This is a genomic window from Nostoc mirabile CHAB5784 (genome assembly GCF_020829645.1).
Lineage (GTDB): Bacteria > Cyanobacteriota > Cyanobacteriia > Cyanobacteriales > Nostocaceae > Nostoc > Nostoc mirabile.
In genome coordinates, this window is sequence record NZ_JAIVFS010000041.1 from 1 (window position 1) to 18,437 (window position 18,437).

Consider the following 18,437-nt stretch of genomic DNA (forward strand, 5'->3'; position numbering starts at 1 on the left):
GCACCGCAAGTAAAGTAATTTGGCGTTTTACTACTGAAAATGCCCGTGTCAAACTTAAGCATCTTTATCCGATTTTTGAAACCGATGAAACAGGTGATTCTAATGCAACATTTTAGCCTTGACACGCTAGTAGGGTGCGTTAGCATCAGCGTAACGCACCGCAAATTAGTATACAAATGGTGCGTTTCATTTCATTAACGCACCCTACAAGATTAGCGATCGCACAGCAAATCAATAAATATTTTATGCATTTTGCGGAGTCACTCGTAGGGTGCGTTAGTGTCAGCGTAACGCACCGCAAATTAGTATACAAATGGTGCGTTTCATTTCATTAACGCACCCTACAAGATTAGCGATCGCACAGCAAATCAATAAATATTTTATGCATTTTGCGGAGTCACTCGTAGGGTGCGTTAGCATCAGCGTAACGCACCGCAAATTAGCATACAAATGGTGTGTTACATTTCATGAACGCACCCTACAAGATTGGCGATCGCACAGCAAATCAATAAATATTTTCTGCATTTTTCGTAGTCACTCGTAGGGTGCGTTAGCGTCAGCGTAACGCACCGAAAATTAGCATACAAATCGTGCGTTACATTTCATTAACGTACCCTACAAGATTGGCGATCACACTAAACTTCCCATAAACGATTGCCTCTCTCCACGTTGTATTTCTGCTGCCCACCAATCTGGGGTTTATAGCAGCTAGAAAAGTTAAATCCACCAGCTTCAAACGCCGCTATAATGAAATCAGTATTCTGGTACGCATTTATTTTTATTCTGCCCTGATCCACATAAATATAGCTATTCGTTGCATGATCGAATGCATTGCTCACGTAATTATTGTACCGATGTTCGTGCTGGGCTGCGATGAGATCAGCATAAACGTCATTCACATTTGCAGTTGAAAAATATTGAATAAAACGAAGCTGGTCGGCGTGCGCCCCCATCTGAATCCGATTGGCGAAGTAACGGGGAATATCAAGATATTTATACCAATCCCCAATAATACGCACTTGGGGATAGACCCCAAATAACTGCCATTCTACCGCCTTGGTCATCTGTCCGAAGTCAGCACGGGTTACATTTGCCCCCAGATTTAGGTCAGCATACCAGAGTGGCGGCTCATTGGCATCATCACTGTCGCCATGTAATCCCAGCACATGCTTCTTAAAATGCCCTCTTAAGCCCAGATACGGCGCTGTTCCACGATTGCCATAGGGCAGATTATTCGGCCAGTTATTTGCGTTGGGCAAAGCCATATTCAGTCTAGCTAAATATTGTAGTGCAATACCAATCCGTTGTGGATTACTCCCAGGTCCCGCAAGGGTATTACCAATAATCTGCAGGGGATTGATGAAATTGGCAGCGTTGGGGTTAGCCGCACCATCAATGTTATGTAAAGCCAGCCGCAGGCTGTTTAAATTATTAAGATTCTGTGTGGCATAACCAATAATTGCTACTGTTTGTGCTGCTCCTTGCACCGCGTTGGCAAAAGTAGTGTCCCAATTCAGGGTATACAGGGGATTCAGAGTATGATTGATATCCAGAATACTAAAGTTGAACACATTAGTATATGTTTGAATTAGGTTAAACAAATTGGGGTCATTGATGCCACTTAAATGTTTAACTTTTCCGTTGGCGTGGCTTTGGGGAAAACACGCCGCCAAATTTCTGCTCTTTGGCTCGCATCTGGGAAGGGAAACTGAGTAATAAAGCGAATGCGCCGTAAAAAAGCTTGGTCAATAGAACCTTTTAAATTTGTTGTTAATATTGACAAACCCCGGTAAGATTCCATACGCTGCAATAAATAGCTCACCTCCATATTGGCATAGCGATCGCGGGCATCTTTGACTTCGGAACGTTTGCCAAAAATCGCGTCTGCTTCATCAAATAGCAAGATGACTCCTCCAGTTTCCGCTGCATCAAATACCTGCCGTAAATTTTTCTCGGTTTCACCAATATACTTGCTGACAATGGCACTGATGTCTATCCGATAAAGGTCTAATTGCAATTCCTGTGCCAACACTTCCGCCGCCATTGTCTTACCAGTACCACTCGTGCCGGCAAATAAAGCACTAATACCTAGCCCGCGTTTACCTTTGCCACCAAATCCCCAATCATCGTATACTTTGGTACGCTGTCTGACATGCGCCGCGATTTCCCGCAGAACTTGCTTTTCTTTGTCTGGTAATACTAGTTCGTCCCAGCTTGCACCTGATTCTAGCCTCTGCGCCATGTCATCCAAACGGGGACGGGCTTGAGCGCGACAGGTGTGCCAAAGTTGCTGGGCGATGGACAATTGGGATGGTATTTCTGTTTCGCTGTCGCTGACTTGCAAACAGGCTGAGTGAATAGCCGCCGGGCTGAGATGGAAATGGGAAACTAAATTTTGAATCTCGCCGTTGAGGGTGAGGGCGATGTCGCCTAAAGCCTCAAGCCAAATCGCCTGCTGTTCTGCTGCGGTTGGGTGATGCACATCAAAGGTGATTATAGGGCGTTGCTTTTGACGACGGCGATCGCTACTACTAGTAATTAAAGGACAATCAATACTTTCAATCAACCGGGCGATCGCATTTTCTTTGGCTTTCTCCCCCGTTTCCCCTTCATCCCACTCCCACAACAGCGCCATGCTACTCAAGTGATATTCTCGCTCACACAGACATTTGAGCAGTTGCAACTGACTGATATCTGTGGGGATTGTCTGGGCGGAGATAGTAAACAAATTTAGCCCAAATGCGCCACATACAGCCATTGCGATCGCTCTTTTACTGGCATTTTCCCCACCACATAACTGCAAAACTGGTAAAATATCTTTAGTATTAGCTGCCTTGACCCAAGTCGCTACCATTTCCTGAGTCAGTTTAGCGTGGGATGGTACCAAGTAAGCCTCTGTTGTTAAAGGCTCCACAATTCCCAGCAAGCGATCGTCCAAATGTTGCACCCCAGCCAGATAGTGGAGTATTCTCTCGTCAATTCGTAACGGACTGCTGGTAAGGGTATTTCCTGCACCAACTTCAATCAACCGCCATCGACGTAAATTAGCACTCGGAGTTAAAGCTGCCCAATTGGGTGCGGGTAACACAGCTAAAGCTAAACTGAATGTGGGATAATTTTGGAGGCGATCGCCATTAATTTCAGCACACAAAGATGCCCAACTACTGTCAAATTCCATCCCAGCACACAGCAGCAGCACATCACGCTCAAAGTTAGACAAGCCAAACCGCTCACATAGCATCTTTATAGTTGGCGGTACAACAATTTGACTTCTCGCCTCTCCCTCCAGCCTGTTCCCAGAAGACTGTGAATGCGTTTTTACATCTTCCCCTGTGCTGTTGCTTTTTGCCTCCAGAAGTTCGCGGATGACTTCCAGCGCATCCATCAAGTGGTGATGGTTTGCGCCATTCCCACTCACGGTACTAGGATTTTGGATTAACACTACTTTTTGTGACTCCCATTGTTCTCGTGTTAATTATGCACGCTTTTTTTGTTTATTCCTCCATTTTTTTGATCCGATTATTATTGCCGTAACTCCTAAAATATTCGGCATATCGGGAGTTAATTAGCAAGGTAAAATAAACACGATATTATTGCTCCTTAATCTTGCCAATTTCCGACACCCAAAGCCGCCGATTAGTATGAGCTAGTGTCAATATGTCCTGTAAAGACCAATGAAAATAAAAGGCAATTAATGCTACCTCTTCGTGCAGTTGCTCCAAGGGGTAGCTTATAATTCCCCCGACAGAGAAAACTCCACTTGAAAATTATTATTACAATGGGGACACTCAACCGGAATATAAGCATCGCCGTCCTGATTAATCCGATTGTAAAACTCCCGTAAATATGCTAAATCTCGCGTAAAAAGACCTTCCAATAATTCCGGGGTGATTAAAGATAGATTTCCCAAACGGGTAATTACCTGAGATAACATTACCAAGACACCATAGGCTGAACTTTCTTTAGCACGACGATGTTTCTGCACATATATTTCATCCTTTGCGATCGCCAAACGCATCACCCCACGGCGATGAACCACCCCTTCGGAATCTACCAAGCCTCTAGGCAAGATAAAGTCAAATTCTGTGTCTGTTATCTCGTGACTATGCATATAAATTTCAATTTAAAAGCAAAATATTAGCTTAACTAGTGGTCTGCCTCAAAAGTTTTGATAGATTCGTAGTAAGGACTTTAGTCCTTAGCTTGAGCTATTGAGCGCTCACTACAAACTAAAAATGTTCTTAGTAAGGACTTTAGTCCTTCATTCTTAAGCACTGAAGTGCTTACTACAAACTCATCAAAATTAATGGGACAGACCACTAGCATCTATCGGCTCGGATGGCAGTTTCGTAGTGTTTGGCGACGCTTCATCTTCCCCATCAAGTTCGTTAATTTGGCGATAAAATCGTTGCAAATAATTGAGATCGCAGGCAAATAACCCTTCTATAACAGAAGGAGTTATTTCATCTATTGCTCCCAATCGTACAATAACGCGAGCCAGAATCACGACCGTAGCATAGGCCGGATTGGATTTTACACGCGGATCTCGCAGAGGAACTATTTCATCAATCGCTTTAGACAAACGCATTACACCTTTGCGGTGCAGATTGCCATCCGTATCTAGGTATCCCTTGGGCAAGGTGAATTCAAACTCTGTTTGAAACATTACTTACTTACGTTTGTCCGCTTAAATTCTTCAACGATTAATTCGATCTCTTCAATTTCTAGCTCATTAGCAGAGGCTTTGACATCAGTAATTGTATAGCTAGTCGGCCATGCACCCTTGAATTCAAATGTTGCCTGTGCTTCGGCTGCTTGGTTATAGATAGTTAAAAAACCATCTCGCCGCTGTTGCGCCCAATTTCCCTCTTCTACTGCCTTCAACCAGTTCCACAAGGTCATAGATGATGTCATACCCCGACGCAGCACTAAATTACTACTTTTGACATTACCGGGAATGTGGGTACTGACAATCCGACCAGTTTTGGCTTTACTCCAAACTTGTGGCGTTACTTCAGAAATTGGGATTACTTCCTGAGTCCGCTTAAAACCCTGACACTCCATAAAGTAGCCATCTACACTATCGATGCTACCGTCAAGTTTGAGTTCCAGGTAAAAACGGGAACTTGTAAGAAATTCGGGTTGTTTTAGCACAGTTAGCTTGCAGTTGAGTTAATTAGATTTATTACTATCCACTCGAATTACGCTCGGTGGCTAGAGAATTTAGTAGAAGACGATTGTGGATAAAAACTGCCGATTAGCCGGGAACATTTTGCAACTATAGAGAGATTATAGTGCGGGCAAAGCTACCTCTTTTGAAGTAGCACGTAAGATGCGATCGCAATTTGTGCATCTGACATGCGCCTTCTGCTTATTTATGAAGACGGGTTGCAATGCTTGCACTCGCACCCCGGCGCGATTTCGTTTCTGAGATAGCGTTGGCAACAGATACCCAACCTACTATTTATTTTTTGCGTTCTACATAGGTATAGGAAAAAGATATGGTTTCTGTGAGCGCTTGGTTGCCAGCAACATCCAGGTTTGACATTTTATATGATAGGGGCATCACACCCTGGAAGTGCCAGTTAGCTGATTCGCTGCCATCTTGTTTAAAGACTTTGATATCAGCGGTTTTTAGCTCACCTTTAGTCTTAGTCGCTCCGCCTAAATCTCTATCGGAGTGAGAATCGTAAAACCAATCTGATACTGCTTTGGGTTTCTCGCTATTGGTGACAAAGGTGATGGTTATATTTTCGTTTTTGACTGCGGAAGCAGCTTGTTGTGCAGTCACTTTGCTGCCCGCAGTAACCCCTAATGGCCCATCGGTAGCAGTAACTTGGATCGACATTTTTAAACCAGAAACTTTCTGAACAAATAATTTGTTATCGAGTCCATCGGCGTTAAATTCAAACCTAGCCGATGCTAAATATTCTGCCATTTATTTACTCCTAGTAATATGCATACAAACTCTCTGGCATCTGTCTCAATTAAAAGACTTTTACTCAAGCGGTTTTACTTATTTTGATCGTTGGATATTTTGACAGTTAAATTCAAATGATTCCATCAAAATATTGCTGCTAGCAACATCAAAATCTGACACTGAGTAACTGACAATTTGACATTGCTTGAGATCGTAACTCACTACGTCATTACCGCTAGCATCTAAGATGGTTATTTTGCCATCAGTATAAGCTTCATTCCATTTGCCACCGCCGCCCTTGTAAGTTGCAGGTAGAGCTTTAGCCCAAAGGTCGAATAGTTTCTTGTTGCCATCTTCCAGAGCTGCCTCGATAGTAAAGTTTTTATTATCGGTGTAACCACTAGAAGTTGTCTGGTAAGTTACCTGCGCCTTGGCACCTGATGCTATGGGAAGATCGGCAGCAGCAATTTTTGCTTGCACATCTATACCACTGAAGCTCTTGATCGGATAAACTGTACCAGCAAATTCAAAGACAAAATTACTAGAAGAAATTACTTCTACTGCCATGTTTTACTCCTTGCAAACTGTATAGTATTCTTAATTAGTAATTAGTAATTGGTAATTGGTATAAGCAACTACCAATTACTAATTAACTATTGCCCTGGAGCCCACTGACTGATGCGGAAGATAACAAATTCCGCAGGGCGTACTGGAGCAACGCCAATTTCGATGTACAAACGACCGAGCATCATGGTATCTGGAGTATTGATTTCTCCATCGCACTTGACATAGAAAGCGTCAGCAGCACTTGCTCCCACTAGCGCTCCCTCGCGCCACAGGCGTTCCAAGAAACTGGAGACAGTAGCGTTAACGCGACCCCAGAGTCTAGAATCGTTCGGCTCGAACACTACCCACTGGGTACCAATTTCAATCGATTTTTCGATGTAGCTCATCAGGCGGCGAACAGGAATGTAGCGCCACTGGATGTTATCCGGCTCGACCAGGGTGCGAGCGCCCCAAATCTTAATGCCGCGATTGAAGTTGGCAAAGTTGCGGATGCAGTTGATGCCTAAAGGGTTCAACAATTCCTGTTCGCGGAAGTTGGTTTCGTAGGCTAAACCGATGACACCGCGAGGAGTGTCGTTAGCGGGTGCTTTGTAAAGTCCTCTAGTTTCGTCGGTACGGCACCAGACACCCATCATGTGACCACAGGGAGGAATAGCAATCGGTCTACCGCCATTGCGGGGGTTAGCAACCTTGATCCAGGGATAGTAGAGAGCGGCAAACTGGGAGCGGCGGTTAAAAGCGCTCAACCACTGCGCTACGTGCTGCGGCTTGACTTGTTCAGCTGGTACTGCTGCACCATTTTTGCAAGGAGGCGAATCGAGAACTACCATGCGGAAAGGGGGGCTGGGCGAGGAGTTCTCACACCTGCTGATCATCATTTCCATGATACCGTGTACCTGATCAAGGTCTATTAGTCCCTCTTGGTAAACCCGCATCAGGTCTGGGCAGGCAATCATAGCAACGTCGTCAATTTCAAAAAGCCCCTGGACACCAGTGCGATCGTCGCGTGTCCCTTGCAAATCGCGGGGGAAGCGATCTGGAGTAGAAATATGAGGAGGTGGGCTGACCTCGTACATACCATTAACAGGACGGCGGGATAGAGGTTGCCCGCTTTGGGCGATATCCTCAATAGTCAGGAATTCAGATGTTTCCAGAACCGTAACTACATAGTCTGCTACCTGTGTATCGATGGCCGAGTTCATTGTCAGGTGCTCGTACCGTTCAAGCTCCTGCTCACCCCGCTTGACTACGACAGTGAAGAATTCGCCTGAGTCTAGTGGCGGTTCTGTACCTTCGGGTGCGTCTTCAGGGAGTGATTTAGGCGTACTGGATTGAATTTGCACAGTTAGCCGGGGGGTAGATCCTGGCAGAGCGAGTGCGCTTTCTTCTTCAGATGGCTTAATAGAGAACCGCAAAGATGGACGACCGCCTGAGTTTAACACCTTTGTAGCACTTTCTTCAGCAGGTGGTGCTGCCGAACCAGGCAGCTTGATACCGATGCTAGAAACCCAACAGCGACCACCGCCATTCAGAAACCAACCGTAAACCGCAAAAGGCAGATAAGCATTGAAGTCTGTGAAGCCATCAGACCCTTGCTTGCCAAAGTATTCCAGGTATTGATCCCAACTGGTGACCATCATCGGTTGGAACAGTTCGGCGTCACCACGTACATCTTCGGTAAAGCCAATAAAACCAGCAACACTCAGGCTGACACCTTCTATTGGGCGACTGCCACGGTCTACTTCTTCGACGTAGACACCAGGGGCAAAGTAATCTAATCTAGGCATAAACGCTCTTTTTGTATTTCCTATAAAGTTGGCAATAAACAGGCACTAGACCTGCGTTTAATTAGTCTTTTGAGTTAATTCAATCTACTTGGATGTATTGGTTCTGCTTTTAGGTACAAGGGTATTGTTACTGTCACATATAAAGCTGGACGCAACCTGACGCCTAAAGCACTCCACAGAGCTAATGCTTCTTTTGGCTTAATGGCACAAACAAGCAATTGTAAGTTGCCATGACCACGCAGTGTAGGATCTAGCATCTCTTCTGGCAGCAAGCGGTGACGCAATAGTAGCTTTAATGCCTCTGACAGCAGACGTTGTTCCCCCAGCGCTGTAAACCCCCAGACACTTACCAAAAAAGACACATCAATCCAAACAGTTGAGTATTTCTCTGAGGTTGTATCTTTTGTGTCATAGCTATTCTTGCTCTCTAGTTGCCAAACTGAGTGTTGCCCTTCGTTATGTTCCCGGATGTCATAGCAGTAGAGGTTTAGCAATGGCTCCATACCCTGTTGTAGACCAGGGTGATTAAAATCTATTTGCTCTGTACTGATTAGAGAAGTTCCACCAGCCAGGATCTCCGCCAACGTCTGAGTAACAGCAGGGAGCATAGAACATACTGGGCACTTAGTTTGTATAAATCTAGATTAAAGATAGATAAACCTGCTGGTTATTAGACTTTGGTCGAAAGTTTAAATATTGTGTCCTAATTAACTATGCAGCAGAAAACACCACTAACCTAAGAATAAGTATTCATAGCTTGCGGTTAATGACATATTTTACATATTAGAGTAATCCAAGTAAAAAAATGCCCAATTGTCATTGCGAATGGAGCGAAGCGGAATCAAGCAATCTCTGAGTCTTTGTGATTGCTTCGCTCCACTGCGTTGCGCTCGCAATGACAGACTTTGGATCATTTATTTATTGGAACACTCTTAGAGGATGTTTGAAAAGTGTTTGACTGTGATTTTAGGCACTTATTGATCCCCCCTAGCCCCCCTTAAAAAGGGGGAACCGGAATCTAAGTCCCCCTTAAAAAGGGGGATTTAGAGGGATCTAGAACGTTTTGATACCGACAAGGAGACTTTTCAAATATCCTCTTAGACCTATTGCAAAATAATTTTGTGGTATAATTAAAAATTTTGTTAAAAATGCACATCGAAATCGATGCAGAGAACTTTTATTACCTGATTAGTATGTCTGATTCAAATGGAGCGCAAATTCTAAAGCTCCCCTTTATACCATGAATTATTTTTGGAACAGGTCTATTGCCCATAGCGTGTGTGATCTTCCCACTGAGGAATTACTTTTTTTTGTATGCAAAAATCACTAGCTCAGATGTATGCAGCTTCTTCAACTACACCTTCGTCTCATCTATTAGGCTATCCAGATATGAGAAGTATCTGTCAGCTACAAGTTGAACAGTTAGCAACACAATTACCAAGCATTGCTGTCTGGAGCGTTTACAATGACCTAGATCGAGGAAAGAGTCGGATAGTGGCAGACTACAGGCAAGAACAATTAAGTTCTTATTCAGAAATTTCTTACCTGGAGTCAGAACTGTGGTGGGTAGATTCTTTACCTTCAAAGCAGTTGAGTGAACTGGCGATCGCAGCCACCTACAATGCCTACGTCTTTCCTCTGTGTCAGCAAGGATCTCATCCTGAGTATCTTTTGGTGTTGAGCTATCAGCCTCTTTCTGTATCCCAACAACAGTATGTAGAGCAATCGGCTCTACTGTTGAGCCATTATCTAGCCCTTTATAAGGAATATTCTCGGCAAAAGGCAGAGATTCAATTACTTGAGCAAGCAGTACAGCGTTGTGAACATCAAATTCGCAATCCTCTGGCTTTGATTGGTCTCTATGCCGAAAATCTTCGCCTTTCTTTGCCCACAGGCGCGGCGCAAGAACAAGCAAAAGTAATTGGGGAAACTGCACAGAAGTTAAGTAGTAACTTGAAGAGTTTGGTTTACTGTGGGCAGCAGGCCAAATTGCAAATTACTAGTTGCGATTTGAGGCTGGTATTGGCTGAGAGTATTCAAGATTTGCAACCTTGGCTGGAGCAAAAACAACTGCATGTATTGTATCCGAATGCGCCCATTATTTTAGCAGTGGATCGGTGGCAGTTAAAGCAAGTTTTCGACAATTTGTTGAGCAATGCTATTAGTTTTAGCCCTGAAGGGGGAACTATTAGCTGGCACTGGCAAATTTTTAGAAATGAAGCAATTTTTCAAGTACGCGATCGCGGCCCTGGATTTTCCCCAGAGGCTCTAGAACAAGCGTTTGTCCCTTTTTATACTCAAAGACCAGGAGGAACAGGGTTAGGATTAGCGATCGCTAAAAAAATTCTCCTCGACCATCGCGGCAGTCTTTGGGTAGATAATCTCCCTGAAGGAGGGGCGCAGTTCTCCTTTACATTACCTTGCTGATCAAAACTAGCAATTACAGAAATCAGGCCATTTATTCTAACAACTAAGTCGCACCAATTTAAAAAATAATTGCGACACATAGATTTACAGAACCTAGACACAGAAAATAATTCCCAATCCAAAATCTAAAATCTAAAATCCAAAATGGTATCACCTGTTTCAATTGTCCTAGTAGAGGATGAACCGTACTTTCGAGCAGGTTTGCTGACTCTGCTGAATTTTTACAGCAATAGCGGTAATGCACAGTTTCAGGTTGTCGGCGAAGCAGATTCGATGGATGCAGCCTTAAACTTAAGCGTACAGCAACAGCCAAATTTGCTGTTGTTAGACTTGGAATTAGCTCAAGGGGATGGGATTACTACCCTGACCCGTTTGAGAGATTTATCCTACAAGGGTAAAGTACTAGTTTTGTCTGGACACAACGAGGAAGAATGGATATTTCGGGCAATGCAAGCTGGGGCTTGTGGGTACGTGTTGAAAGACCGTGTGGCCACGCAACTTTGTGATGCGATCGCCACTGTCCTCAATAATCAGATATATCTTTCCCCAGAAGTATCAACTCAGTTTTTCCGCTTATTTCACTCTTATACCCAAGCTACCTTGGATGCGGCACAAGGCATTCACTTAACTGAGCGGGAGAAAGAAGTTTTACAATGGCTAGTCAAAGGTGCTGCCAACGAACAGATTGCCCGCGAACTTTACATTACAATAGCTACGGTCAAAGCACATTTGACGGCCATATTTGAAAAATTAAAAGTTAACAGCCGCACTCAGGCGATCGTTAAAGCTTTAAAACTTAGCTTAGTTTCTGCTTAAAAGTCCTTTCGTCGGTAGCAAAACGTTATCGATCCCCCCAACCCCCCTTAAAAAGGGGGGCTTTAATTCCGGTTCTCCCTTTTTAAGGGGGGCTTTAATTCCGGTTCTGCCCTTTTTAAGGGAGGCTTTAATTCCGGTTCCCCCCTTTTTAAGGGGGGTTAGGGGGGATCGATAGGGAGCAACGCGATTTTGTGAAGTCGGGTTTTAATTCTCAGTTACATAGCTAGATTCTCAATAAAAACAGCTATCTCGCTGCGATCGCACTATTAAACAGGTGATTTATACCCCTAATTTTTAGCACCTCACAAAATCGCGTTGCTCCCGATCAATAAGTGCCTAAGCTATATCAGCATTTAAGTTGCATAAAAGCAGGGCTGAAGCCCTTACTACGAGCGAATCATTCTAGAAAAATGAATGACGATTAGCTTAAAATCACAGCCAACTACTTTTCAAACAACCTCTTAAACCCAAGTCTCTCTAGTCGCGGCAGGAAACAGAGAGCAGTTTTCCTTCTGCCTCCTGCCCTCTGCCTCCTGCCTGACTCGATAAACCAGAAGGAACGATTTTTTCTGAGCTTTCAGGAGTTTGCTTGAATTGTAAAAGCTAAATTTCTTTACACTTAACACAAAATAAATAATAGATAACAAATGAGTAATTATTTAGCTATTGCCACTGTAACAGCAGTGCTACAAAGAACCTTGCAGGCAAGCATTCAACTGGATGTGGATAACGCTAGGGTAACAACAGTTAAGCCTAGTAATTTGGGAAGCGGTACGCCAGAAACAGGGATTAATTTATTTCTTTACCATGTCACGCTTAATCATCTCTGGAGTAAAAATAATGGACATGCCTACAGAGAATCTAATCGACAGCCAACCAAACGCTCTCAAAGAGGTTTTGACCTCTACTATTTGCTTAGTTTCTATGGCAATGAAGTCGAGTTAGAACCGCAACGACTGCTGGGTAGCGTTGTGCGGACGCTGCAAGACTATTCAACAATTAATCAGCAGATGATTCAGGATACGCTGGCTGACTCAAGCTTTAGCTTTTTAGCTGATTCTGACCTTGCTAATCAAGTAGAAGCAATCAAAATTGAGTCACTCGATTTGTCTTTAGAAGATTTATCTAAGGTGTGGTCTGTACTTTTCCAGACTCCCTATAATTTATCAATTGCCTACCAAACCAGCGTTGTTTTAATTGATGGGGCTGAGTCGGCTCAAAAAGCATTGCCTGTGCGGGAATACAAACCTTTACTCGTGCCTTTTATGGCTCAACCAATGGTAGAAAAGGTTGTGTCGCAAGCAGGTGTATATCAGCCAATTTTAGCAGACAGTTCTTTGATGATTCGAGGTCAGCGGTTAAAGGGCGATGTCACCCATGTGCGGATAGGTGATGTGGTGGTGACTCCAGAACAGGTTAGTGAAAAGCAGATAGTATTGCCTCTGTCAAGTGTATCTGCTGATGAGTTGCGGGCTGGTGTGCAGAGGTTGCAAGTAGTTCATCAAGTAATGACAGGAATACCGCCAGCGCCTAGAGGCAGAGTTGAGTCAAATGCTGTCGCTGTTGTAGTGCGCCCAACGATTATACAAGTTAAAGTATCTAAGATTCAAGGGAGTGGAGATGAACTGCGATCGGCTGAGGTAAGTATTAAAGTTAATCTCAAAATTGCCAAAGGGCAGCAGGTAGTTTTGTTGCTCAATGAGCGTTCGACAAATGATCCTGTAGGTTATATGTTTGAAGCTTCTAAGCGACGGCAAGAAAATACTAATTTGATTAAATTTGTGATCTCTGGAGTTAAGACGGGAGAATATTTAGCGCGTGTACAAGTGGACGGTGCGGAAAGTATTTTGAGCGTGGATACAAATTCAGATAGTCAAACTTTCAATCAGTATATTAGTCCGAAAATAGCGATTAAGAATAGGTAATAATGTTATTTGTAATTACCGCAATTCTATAACCATTTATTTTATTTGTTGCTCGTAGGGTGCGTTAGCATCAGCGTAACGCACCGGAAATAAACAAAGAGTTGGTGCGTTACATTTCATTAACGCACCCTACAAGAGCTGCGATCGCACTATCAAGACAGTCGCTACAAGATTCGCGATCGCACTATATATCCCAAATCGTATTGGACATTTCTGTAATTTCACTCATCCCCCAATTTGGCGGATAAATACCTTGAGTGATCAAGCGATCGCACTTTATGAGAAAGGTGCGTCGGTTGGGCGCATTGGGGAATATGTGCGGCGGTGGTCCTGATTGGTGAGGAGTGGCTGTTTCTGCCATATTGAAAATCTAGTTCATTACGCAGAGACCCAGTAGAAACGGCGTTCGCACTTTTTTGGGTTATTTGCGAAATAGAGCCTACATCAGCGAGGAACCCTTTCATTAAACTCCAGCTGAATTATACAACCAGCCACGACCCGGCATCATATTTGCATCCTCTCCTATACCTTCTACTATTATTGTAAGCTGCGGAGTGCGGTGAATTAATGTGCCTGTCGTTCTATCCATTACTATTTGGTAAAAGTTGAAAACCCAATGAATCTCATCAACCGGCCTAAATCCATCGACTCCTGGGATATCTTGGGTCATAACGAAACTGATGTCTGGGGTGGCTTGTCCGGCTTGAATAAAATGTTCACTCCTATATAAGTCATCATGTTCGTCTGTGCGATGATGGTATGCTCCATTAAACCCTATTCGTGCTGCTGCACGCCTAGCAGAACTGGATTGAACAAATTGCCAAAATGCTAGGTCGTTCAAAAATTCGTTCTCTCCGACTTGGGAGTTAAACAACAATTGGGTATGAAAACTAAAATTATGGCTATTGTTGTTTGGATTGTAATAATGGGCATTCAGATAAATTCGTATTCCAATAAAATTATGCCTAACCTCATCTAGTCTTTGTATGTGCGCTCCTGAAACTAATGATTGGTTTATGTGCGTCGCTTCTGTATATTTTTCATGTGTCTCCCGCTTTTTCCAGATTACTTTTGGTTGCATTTCGCCGTTTCGACTATCAGGTTTCTCCTGTATGTCAGTATTTTGTTTTCTTTTTCCCCCTCCTTGCTGCACCACATGAGTCAACTCATGGGCAATCAACTCCTGCCCCCCACGACTCCACGGCTCATACGCCCCCTGCCGAAAGAACACATCCTGCCCCGTCGTAAATGCTTTCGCCTGAATCGAGCGCGCCAACATATCCGCCTGCGCCCCCGTATGCACGCGCACTCCTCCAAAATCCGCCCCAAACGCCCTCTCCATCGGCTCTCTTACCGTCGGCGACAACGGCTGTCCCCCGCCTTTGGCACGCTGCAACTCCCCTTCCCACTCGCTGGAAATTTCTCCCCCTGCATCACCCGCCGCCCGCACTGTTATCTGCCGTTGCACCCGTCCCGCTTCCCCGCCGTTGGCTATACTCCCACCCTCCGACGTTGTTTTCCTTGCTCTGAATGCGGTACTGTGTATTTCATCTACCACTTGCCGCGCCACGCGGTCAGCCTCTTGCTCGTACACATCGCCCACTGTGCCGAGGGTCAGCTTTGCTTGCACTCCTCCGAGTCCCAATATTGGTAAAGGTTCGGGTGGGCTGGCTGATGCGAGTGAGCGGTTGATATTATCAATCATCCCTCCCGGCTGATTTTGTTTCATCTCAGAGTGGTCAAGGCGGGCTTCGTGTCCCTCTTCCTTTCTCGCTATCTCAGGAAATGGTCTGGCGGAGAATCCTTTTCTTGCTGTTTGCACTGCGGGGGGCTGCCACGATTTCGCTTGTACCTTTCCACTCTGTTTGGACATAATTTTTCCTCGCTACCCTCTATTTTATGTATGATATTTTAGGGAAATTGCAGAATTCCTACTATAGCTGAAAGTATAAACTTGCACTCTTCTATAATAATTAATTAGTGTACAGGCGTTGCTTCTGGATACAAGCATTATTATGACTTTTCTGTACCGTTTGTCACTAAATACGCCTGTTTGGTGCGTTATGGATACGCCGAAATAACAAATGCGATCGCCGAAATAACAAATGAGTTCGCCGAAATCACAAATGGGTTCGCCAAAGTAACAAATGGGTTCCCCGAAATCACAAATGGGTTCGCCAAAGTAACAAATGGGTTCCCCGAAATCACAAATGGGTTCCCCGAAATCACAAATGGGTTCCCCGAAATCACAAATGGGTTCCCCGAAATCACAAATGGGTTCCCCGAAATCACAAATGGGTTCCCCGAAATCACAAATGGGTTCCCCGAAATCACAAATGCCTTGGCAAAGCCCGCCGCAGGCATCGCCATGATTGCAACAATTTAGCTTTGTCACGCCAGCATCACGCACCGCAAATCTTTGCTGGATGGAGTTTTTCCGACTTGTGTGTACACCCATGCCTTAAGCTGTTTTGATGTATTTGAACCACATCTGTTGTAGGGGCGCAAGGCCTTGCGCCCCTACCGCGTGGTCTATTTACCTGAAAATAGCTGTAAAATGCAATACGGTTCGGTTAAGATCCCCCCGCCTGCGGCGACCCCCTTAAAAAGGGGGTTTTGGAAGAAAAGAGCAAGCCAATTTATCGGGGGGTTGGGGGGATCTTCGCTCGAAAAACAAGCTAACCGAACCGTATTGGCTTCAAATGGGTGGCTCTCAATCCTCTTTTACTCCCTTTTCAGGCGATCGCCGCAGGCGGGGTTAGTATTGGGTTGCCGCCAATATGCTTCTCCCCTACAGAATTTCAAACAATCTGCTCCCACATTTACCAACAGCATCTTTTATACCAAGCTATGACAAATACCGGACTACCAAACTGGTATCAAACCAACTGGCAAATCATTCAGCAAGAAATCAAACGCATTCGTCAGTGGTTACAAACATATATAGAATCCAAACCCCAGGACGTAATATCCGATACAATCTCCCCAACCAGTGCCTTAGCTCAAATCTGCTCAAAATTTAATCTCTCTGCCTTTGCACGGGATATCCTCTTGCTGTGCGTGGCTATGGAAATCGACCCCACATTTGCCACCCTTTGCGCCGAAGCCAATGGCAACAGCGATCGCAATTATCCCACCCTCAGTTTAGCCCTTTCCATTTTTCCAAGAGCCAGTTTCTCTGTCCTCTCTCCCCAAAATCCCTTACAACGATGGCAATTAATTGAATTCGCCCCTGGCTTTTCCCTCACCCAAACGGCGATTAGAATCGACAAACGCATTCTCTGTTATCTATTAGGGGAAGTTGCCGTTGACGAACAACTCTTAGGAATTGTCACTTTCCCGGAATCTGAACCCCAAACCCTACCTTTGCCTCCTTCCCATGCCGGAATTTGCGATCGCATAATTGCCACTTGGTCGCAAGCCCCGCACTATTATCCGCTTCTGCAATTATGCGGTTCCGAATCTACCACCAAATATCAAATCGTCAGCAATATTTGCGACACACTCGGCTTTAACCTCGGCATAATTTCCGCCGCCGTCCTTCCCAGTCTCCCCCAGGAACTGCATCAACTCAAGCAAAAGTGGGAAAGAGAAGCGATATTAGGAAATCGGGTATTATTACTCGACTGTGACTCCATCTCCACCGCCGATCCTGTTAAAACAACTGCGATTTCTCTATTGATTGAAAATCTCCAGACCCCGGCAATTATCAGCACCCTAGAACGTCTGCCGACTCGACAACAAACTTTCGTCAGCTTTGATGTTCCTCCCCTCAGCTTCCACGAACAAAAAACCCTCTGGGAAATTCATCTTGGTACAGCAGCAAACCAACTCAACGGACAACTGAACAAGCTGGTATCCCAATTTAACCTCAGCCCAGCCACCATTAAAGCCGCCTGCCTTCAAGTCACCAGTTCTTCAGATATTTCCCCCCCAATTGATGAAGGGCTAGGGGGGATCTCCTCCCAACTTTGGGATTTTTGCCGCACTCAAGCCCGCCCTCGCCTCGATGACTTAGCCCAACGCATCAACGCTACATCTACTTGGGAAGATTTAGTGCTACCAGAAGCCCAACGTCAGGTACTCTCTGATATCGCCACTCATCTGCAACAACGGTCGAAAGTTTACCAAGATTGGGGCTTTGCTGGCAAAAGCAATCGCGGTTTTGGGATTACCTCCTTGTTTCACGGCGAAAGCGGTACAGGTAAAACAATGGCAGCCGATGTATTAGCACAGCAATTTCGCCTCGACCTCTACCGCATCGACCTCAGCGCCGTTGTCAGCAAATATATCGGCGAAACCGAAAAGAATTTAGCGCGGATTTTCGATGCCGCCGAAGCCGGAGGAGTAATCTTACTTTTCGATGAAGCCGATGCTTTGTTTGGCAAGCGTTCGGAAGTTAAAGATAGTCGCGATCGGCACGCTAATGTAGAAGTAAGTTACTTGCTTCAGCGCATGGAAGCCTACGGGGGTTTAGCAATCTTGACGACTAACTTAAAAAACGCCCTTGATACCGCTTTTTTGCGCCGCATCCGCTTTATGGTAGATTTTCCCTTCCCAGCCGCACAATATCGATCGCAAATTTGGCAGCGCATTTTCCCACCGCAGACACCAACCAAAGGACTAGACTATCAAAAACTCGGACAGTTACAAGTTGCTGGAGGCAATATCCGCAACATTGCCATGAATGCCGCTTTTATCGCCGCTGATGCCGATGAACCAGTAATGATGAAACATATTCTCACAGCAACGCAACGAGATTATCTGAAGTTGCAAAGACTTCTGACAAAAGAAGAAGTCAAAGGCTGGGTATAAGTAAATAGACCACGCGGTAGGGGCGCAAGGCCTTGCGCCCCTACAACAGATGTGGAACAAAAACATGAAAACTGCTGTAAATTCCCGGAATTTCAGATACTTTACACAACAACTCTTCAACATTGAAGCTAGTGCGATCGCCTGATCTTGTAGGGTGCGTTAGCGATCGCGTAGCGCATT

At 44.8% G+C, this 18,437-nt stretch carries 17 protein-coding genes; 5 read left to right on the forward strand and 12 right to left on the reverse strand.

Annotated features, from left to right (window positions below; genetic code table 11):
* Positions 1 to 635: 635 nt before the first annotated feature.
* The 10 genes from LC653_RS23750 to LC653_RS23790 form a co-directional block, all read right to left on the reverse strand.
* Complete coding sequence (locus LC653_RS23750; protein WP_229497189.1) at positions 636 to 1,673, reverse strand: hypothetical protein; 1,038 nt, start codon at positions 1,671 to 1,673, stop codon at positions 636 to 638.
* Positions 1,622 to 3,442, reverse strand: a complete 1,821-nt coding sequence (locus LC653_RS23755) for an ATP-binding protein (RefSeq protein WP_229497190.1) — start codon at positions 3,440 to 3,442, stop codon at positions 1,622 to 1,624. Before LC653_RS23755 ends, LC653_RS23750 begins: the two co-directional genes overlap by 52 nt.
* A 148-nt stretch (positions 3,443 to 3,590) precedes the next feature.
* Entirely contained in the window at positions 3,591 to 3,722 is a 132-nt protein-coding gene (locus LC653_RS46920) for a DUF6760 family protein (RefSeq protein WP_308189131.1), read from the reverse strand.
* A gap of 8 nt (positions 3,723 to 3,730) precedes the next feature.
* A complete protein-coding gene (locus LC653_RS23760; protein ID WP_229497191.1) occupies positions 3,731 to 4,111 on the reverse strand; it encodes a phage tail assembly protein in 381 nt (126 codons plus the stop codon).
* Positions 4,112 to 4,303: 192 nt separating this feature from the next.
* Complete coding sequence (locus LC653_RS23765; RefSeq protein ID WP_229497192.1) at positions 4,304 to 4,666, reverse strand: hypothetical protein; 363 nt, start codon at positions 4,664 to 4,666, stop codon at positions 4,304 to 4,306.
* Positions 4,666 to 5,154: a phage tail protein gene (locus LC653_RS23770; RefSeq protein ID WP_229497193.1), complete on the reverse strand. Its 489-nt coding sequence runs from the start codon at positions 5,152 to 5,154 to the stop codon at positions 4,666 to 4,668. The genes LC653_RS23765 and LC653_RS23770 overlap by 1 nt, the downstream gene beginning before the upstream one ends.
* Positions 5,155 to 5,464: 310 nt before the next feature.
* Complete coding sequence (locus LC653_RS23775; RefSeq protein ID WP_229497194.1) at positions 5,465 to 5,938, reverse strand: phage tail protein; 474 nt, start codon at positions 5,936 to 5,938, stop codon at positions 5,465 to 5,467.
* A 78-nt stretch (positions 5,939 to 6,016) separates the two neighbouring features.
* Complete coding sequence (locus tag LC653_RS23780; protein WP_229497195.1) at positions 6,017 to 6,487, reverse strand: phage tail protein; 471 nt, start codon at positions 6,485 to 6,487, stop codon at positions 6,017 to 6,019.
* Between the two features lie 86 nt (positions 6,488 to 6,573).
* Positions 6,574 to 8,274, reverse strand: a complete 1,701-nt coding sequence (locus LC653_RS23785; protein WP_229497196.1) for a phage tail sheath family protein — start codon at positions 8,272 to 8,274, stop codon at positions 6,574 to 6,576.
* A gap of 74 nt (positions 8,275 to 8,348) precedes the next feature.
* Positions 8,349 to 8,882: a Pvc16 family protein gene (locus LC653_RS23790; RefSeq protein WP_229497197.1), complete on the reverse strand. Its 534-nt coding sequence runs from the start codon at positions 8,880 to 8,882 to the stop codon at positions 8,349 to 8,351.
* Positions 8,883 to 9,588: 706 nt separating this feature from the next.
* Here LC653_RS23790 and LC653_RS23795 point away from each other — a divergent pair.
* The 3 genes from LC653_RS23795 (at position 9,589) to LC653_RS23805 (ending at position 13,442) form a co-directional block, all read left to right on the forward strand.
* Entirely contained in the window at positions 9,589 to 10,701 is a 1,113-nt protein-coding gene (locus tag LC653_RS23795; protein WP_229497198.1) for a sensor histidine kinase, read from the forward strand.
* A 144-nt stretch (positions 10,702 to 10,845) separates the two neighbouring features.
* Positions 10,846 to 11,517: a LuxR C-terminal-related transcriptional regulator gene (locus LC653_RS23800; RefSeq protein WP_229497199.1), complete on the forward strand. Its 672-nt coding sequence runs from the start codon at positions 10,846 to 10,848 to the stop codon at positions 11,515 to 11,517.
* 647 nt (positions 11,518 to 12,164) lie between these two features.
* Positions 12,165 to 13,442, forward strand: coding sequence for a Pvc16 family protein (locus LC653_RS23805; protein WP_229497200.1), 1,278 nt, complete (start codon positions 12,165 to 12,167; stop codon positions 13,440 to 13,442).
* Between the two features lie 184 nt (positions 13,443 to 13,626).
* Here LC653_RS23805 and LC653_RS23810 read toward each other — a convergent pair whose 3' ends face one another.
* Both LC653_RS23810 and LC653_RS23815 read right to left on the reverse strand, forming a co-directional pair.
* A complete protein-coding gene (locus tag LC653_RS23810) occupies positions 13,627 to 13,803 on the reverse strand; it encodes a hypothetical protein (RefSeq protein WP_229497201.1) in 177 nt (58 codons plus the stop codon).
* Positions 13,804 to 13,905: 102 nt separating this feature from the next.
* Complete coding sequence (locus LC653_RS23815) at positions 13,906 to 15,315, reverse strand: eCIS core domain-containing protein (RefSeq protein ID WP_229497202.1); 1,410 nt, start codon at positions 15,313 to 15,315, stop codon at positions 13,906 to 13,908.
* 180 nt (positions 15,316 to 15,495) lie between these two features.
* Between LC653_RS23815 and LC653_RS47955 the strand changes: the two genes are divergently transcribed.
* Positions 15,496 to 15,828, forward strand: a complete 333-nt coding sequence (locus LC653_RS47955) for a hypothetical protein (RefSeq protein WP_229497203.1) — start codon at positions 15,496 to 15,498, stop codon at positions 15,826 to 15,828.
* 320 nt (positions 15,829 to 16,148) lie between these two features.
* The gene (locus LC653_RS23825; protein WP_229497204.1) at positions 16,149 to 18,257 is read left to right on the forward strand and encodes an ATP-binding protein; all 2,109 of its coding nucleotides are present in this window, start codon (positions 16,149 to 16,151) and stop codon (positions 18,255 to 18,257) included.
* The last annotated feature ends 180 nt before the right edge of the window (positions 18,258 to 18,437 follow it).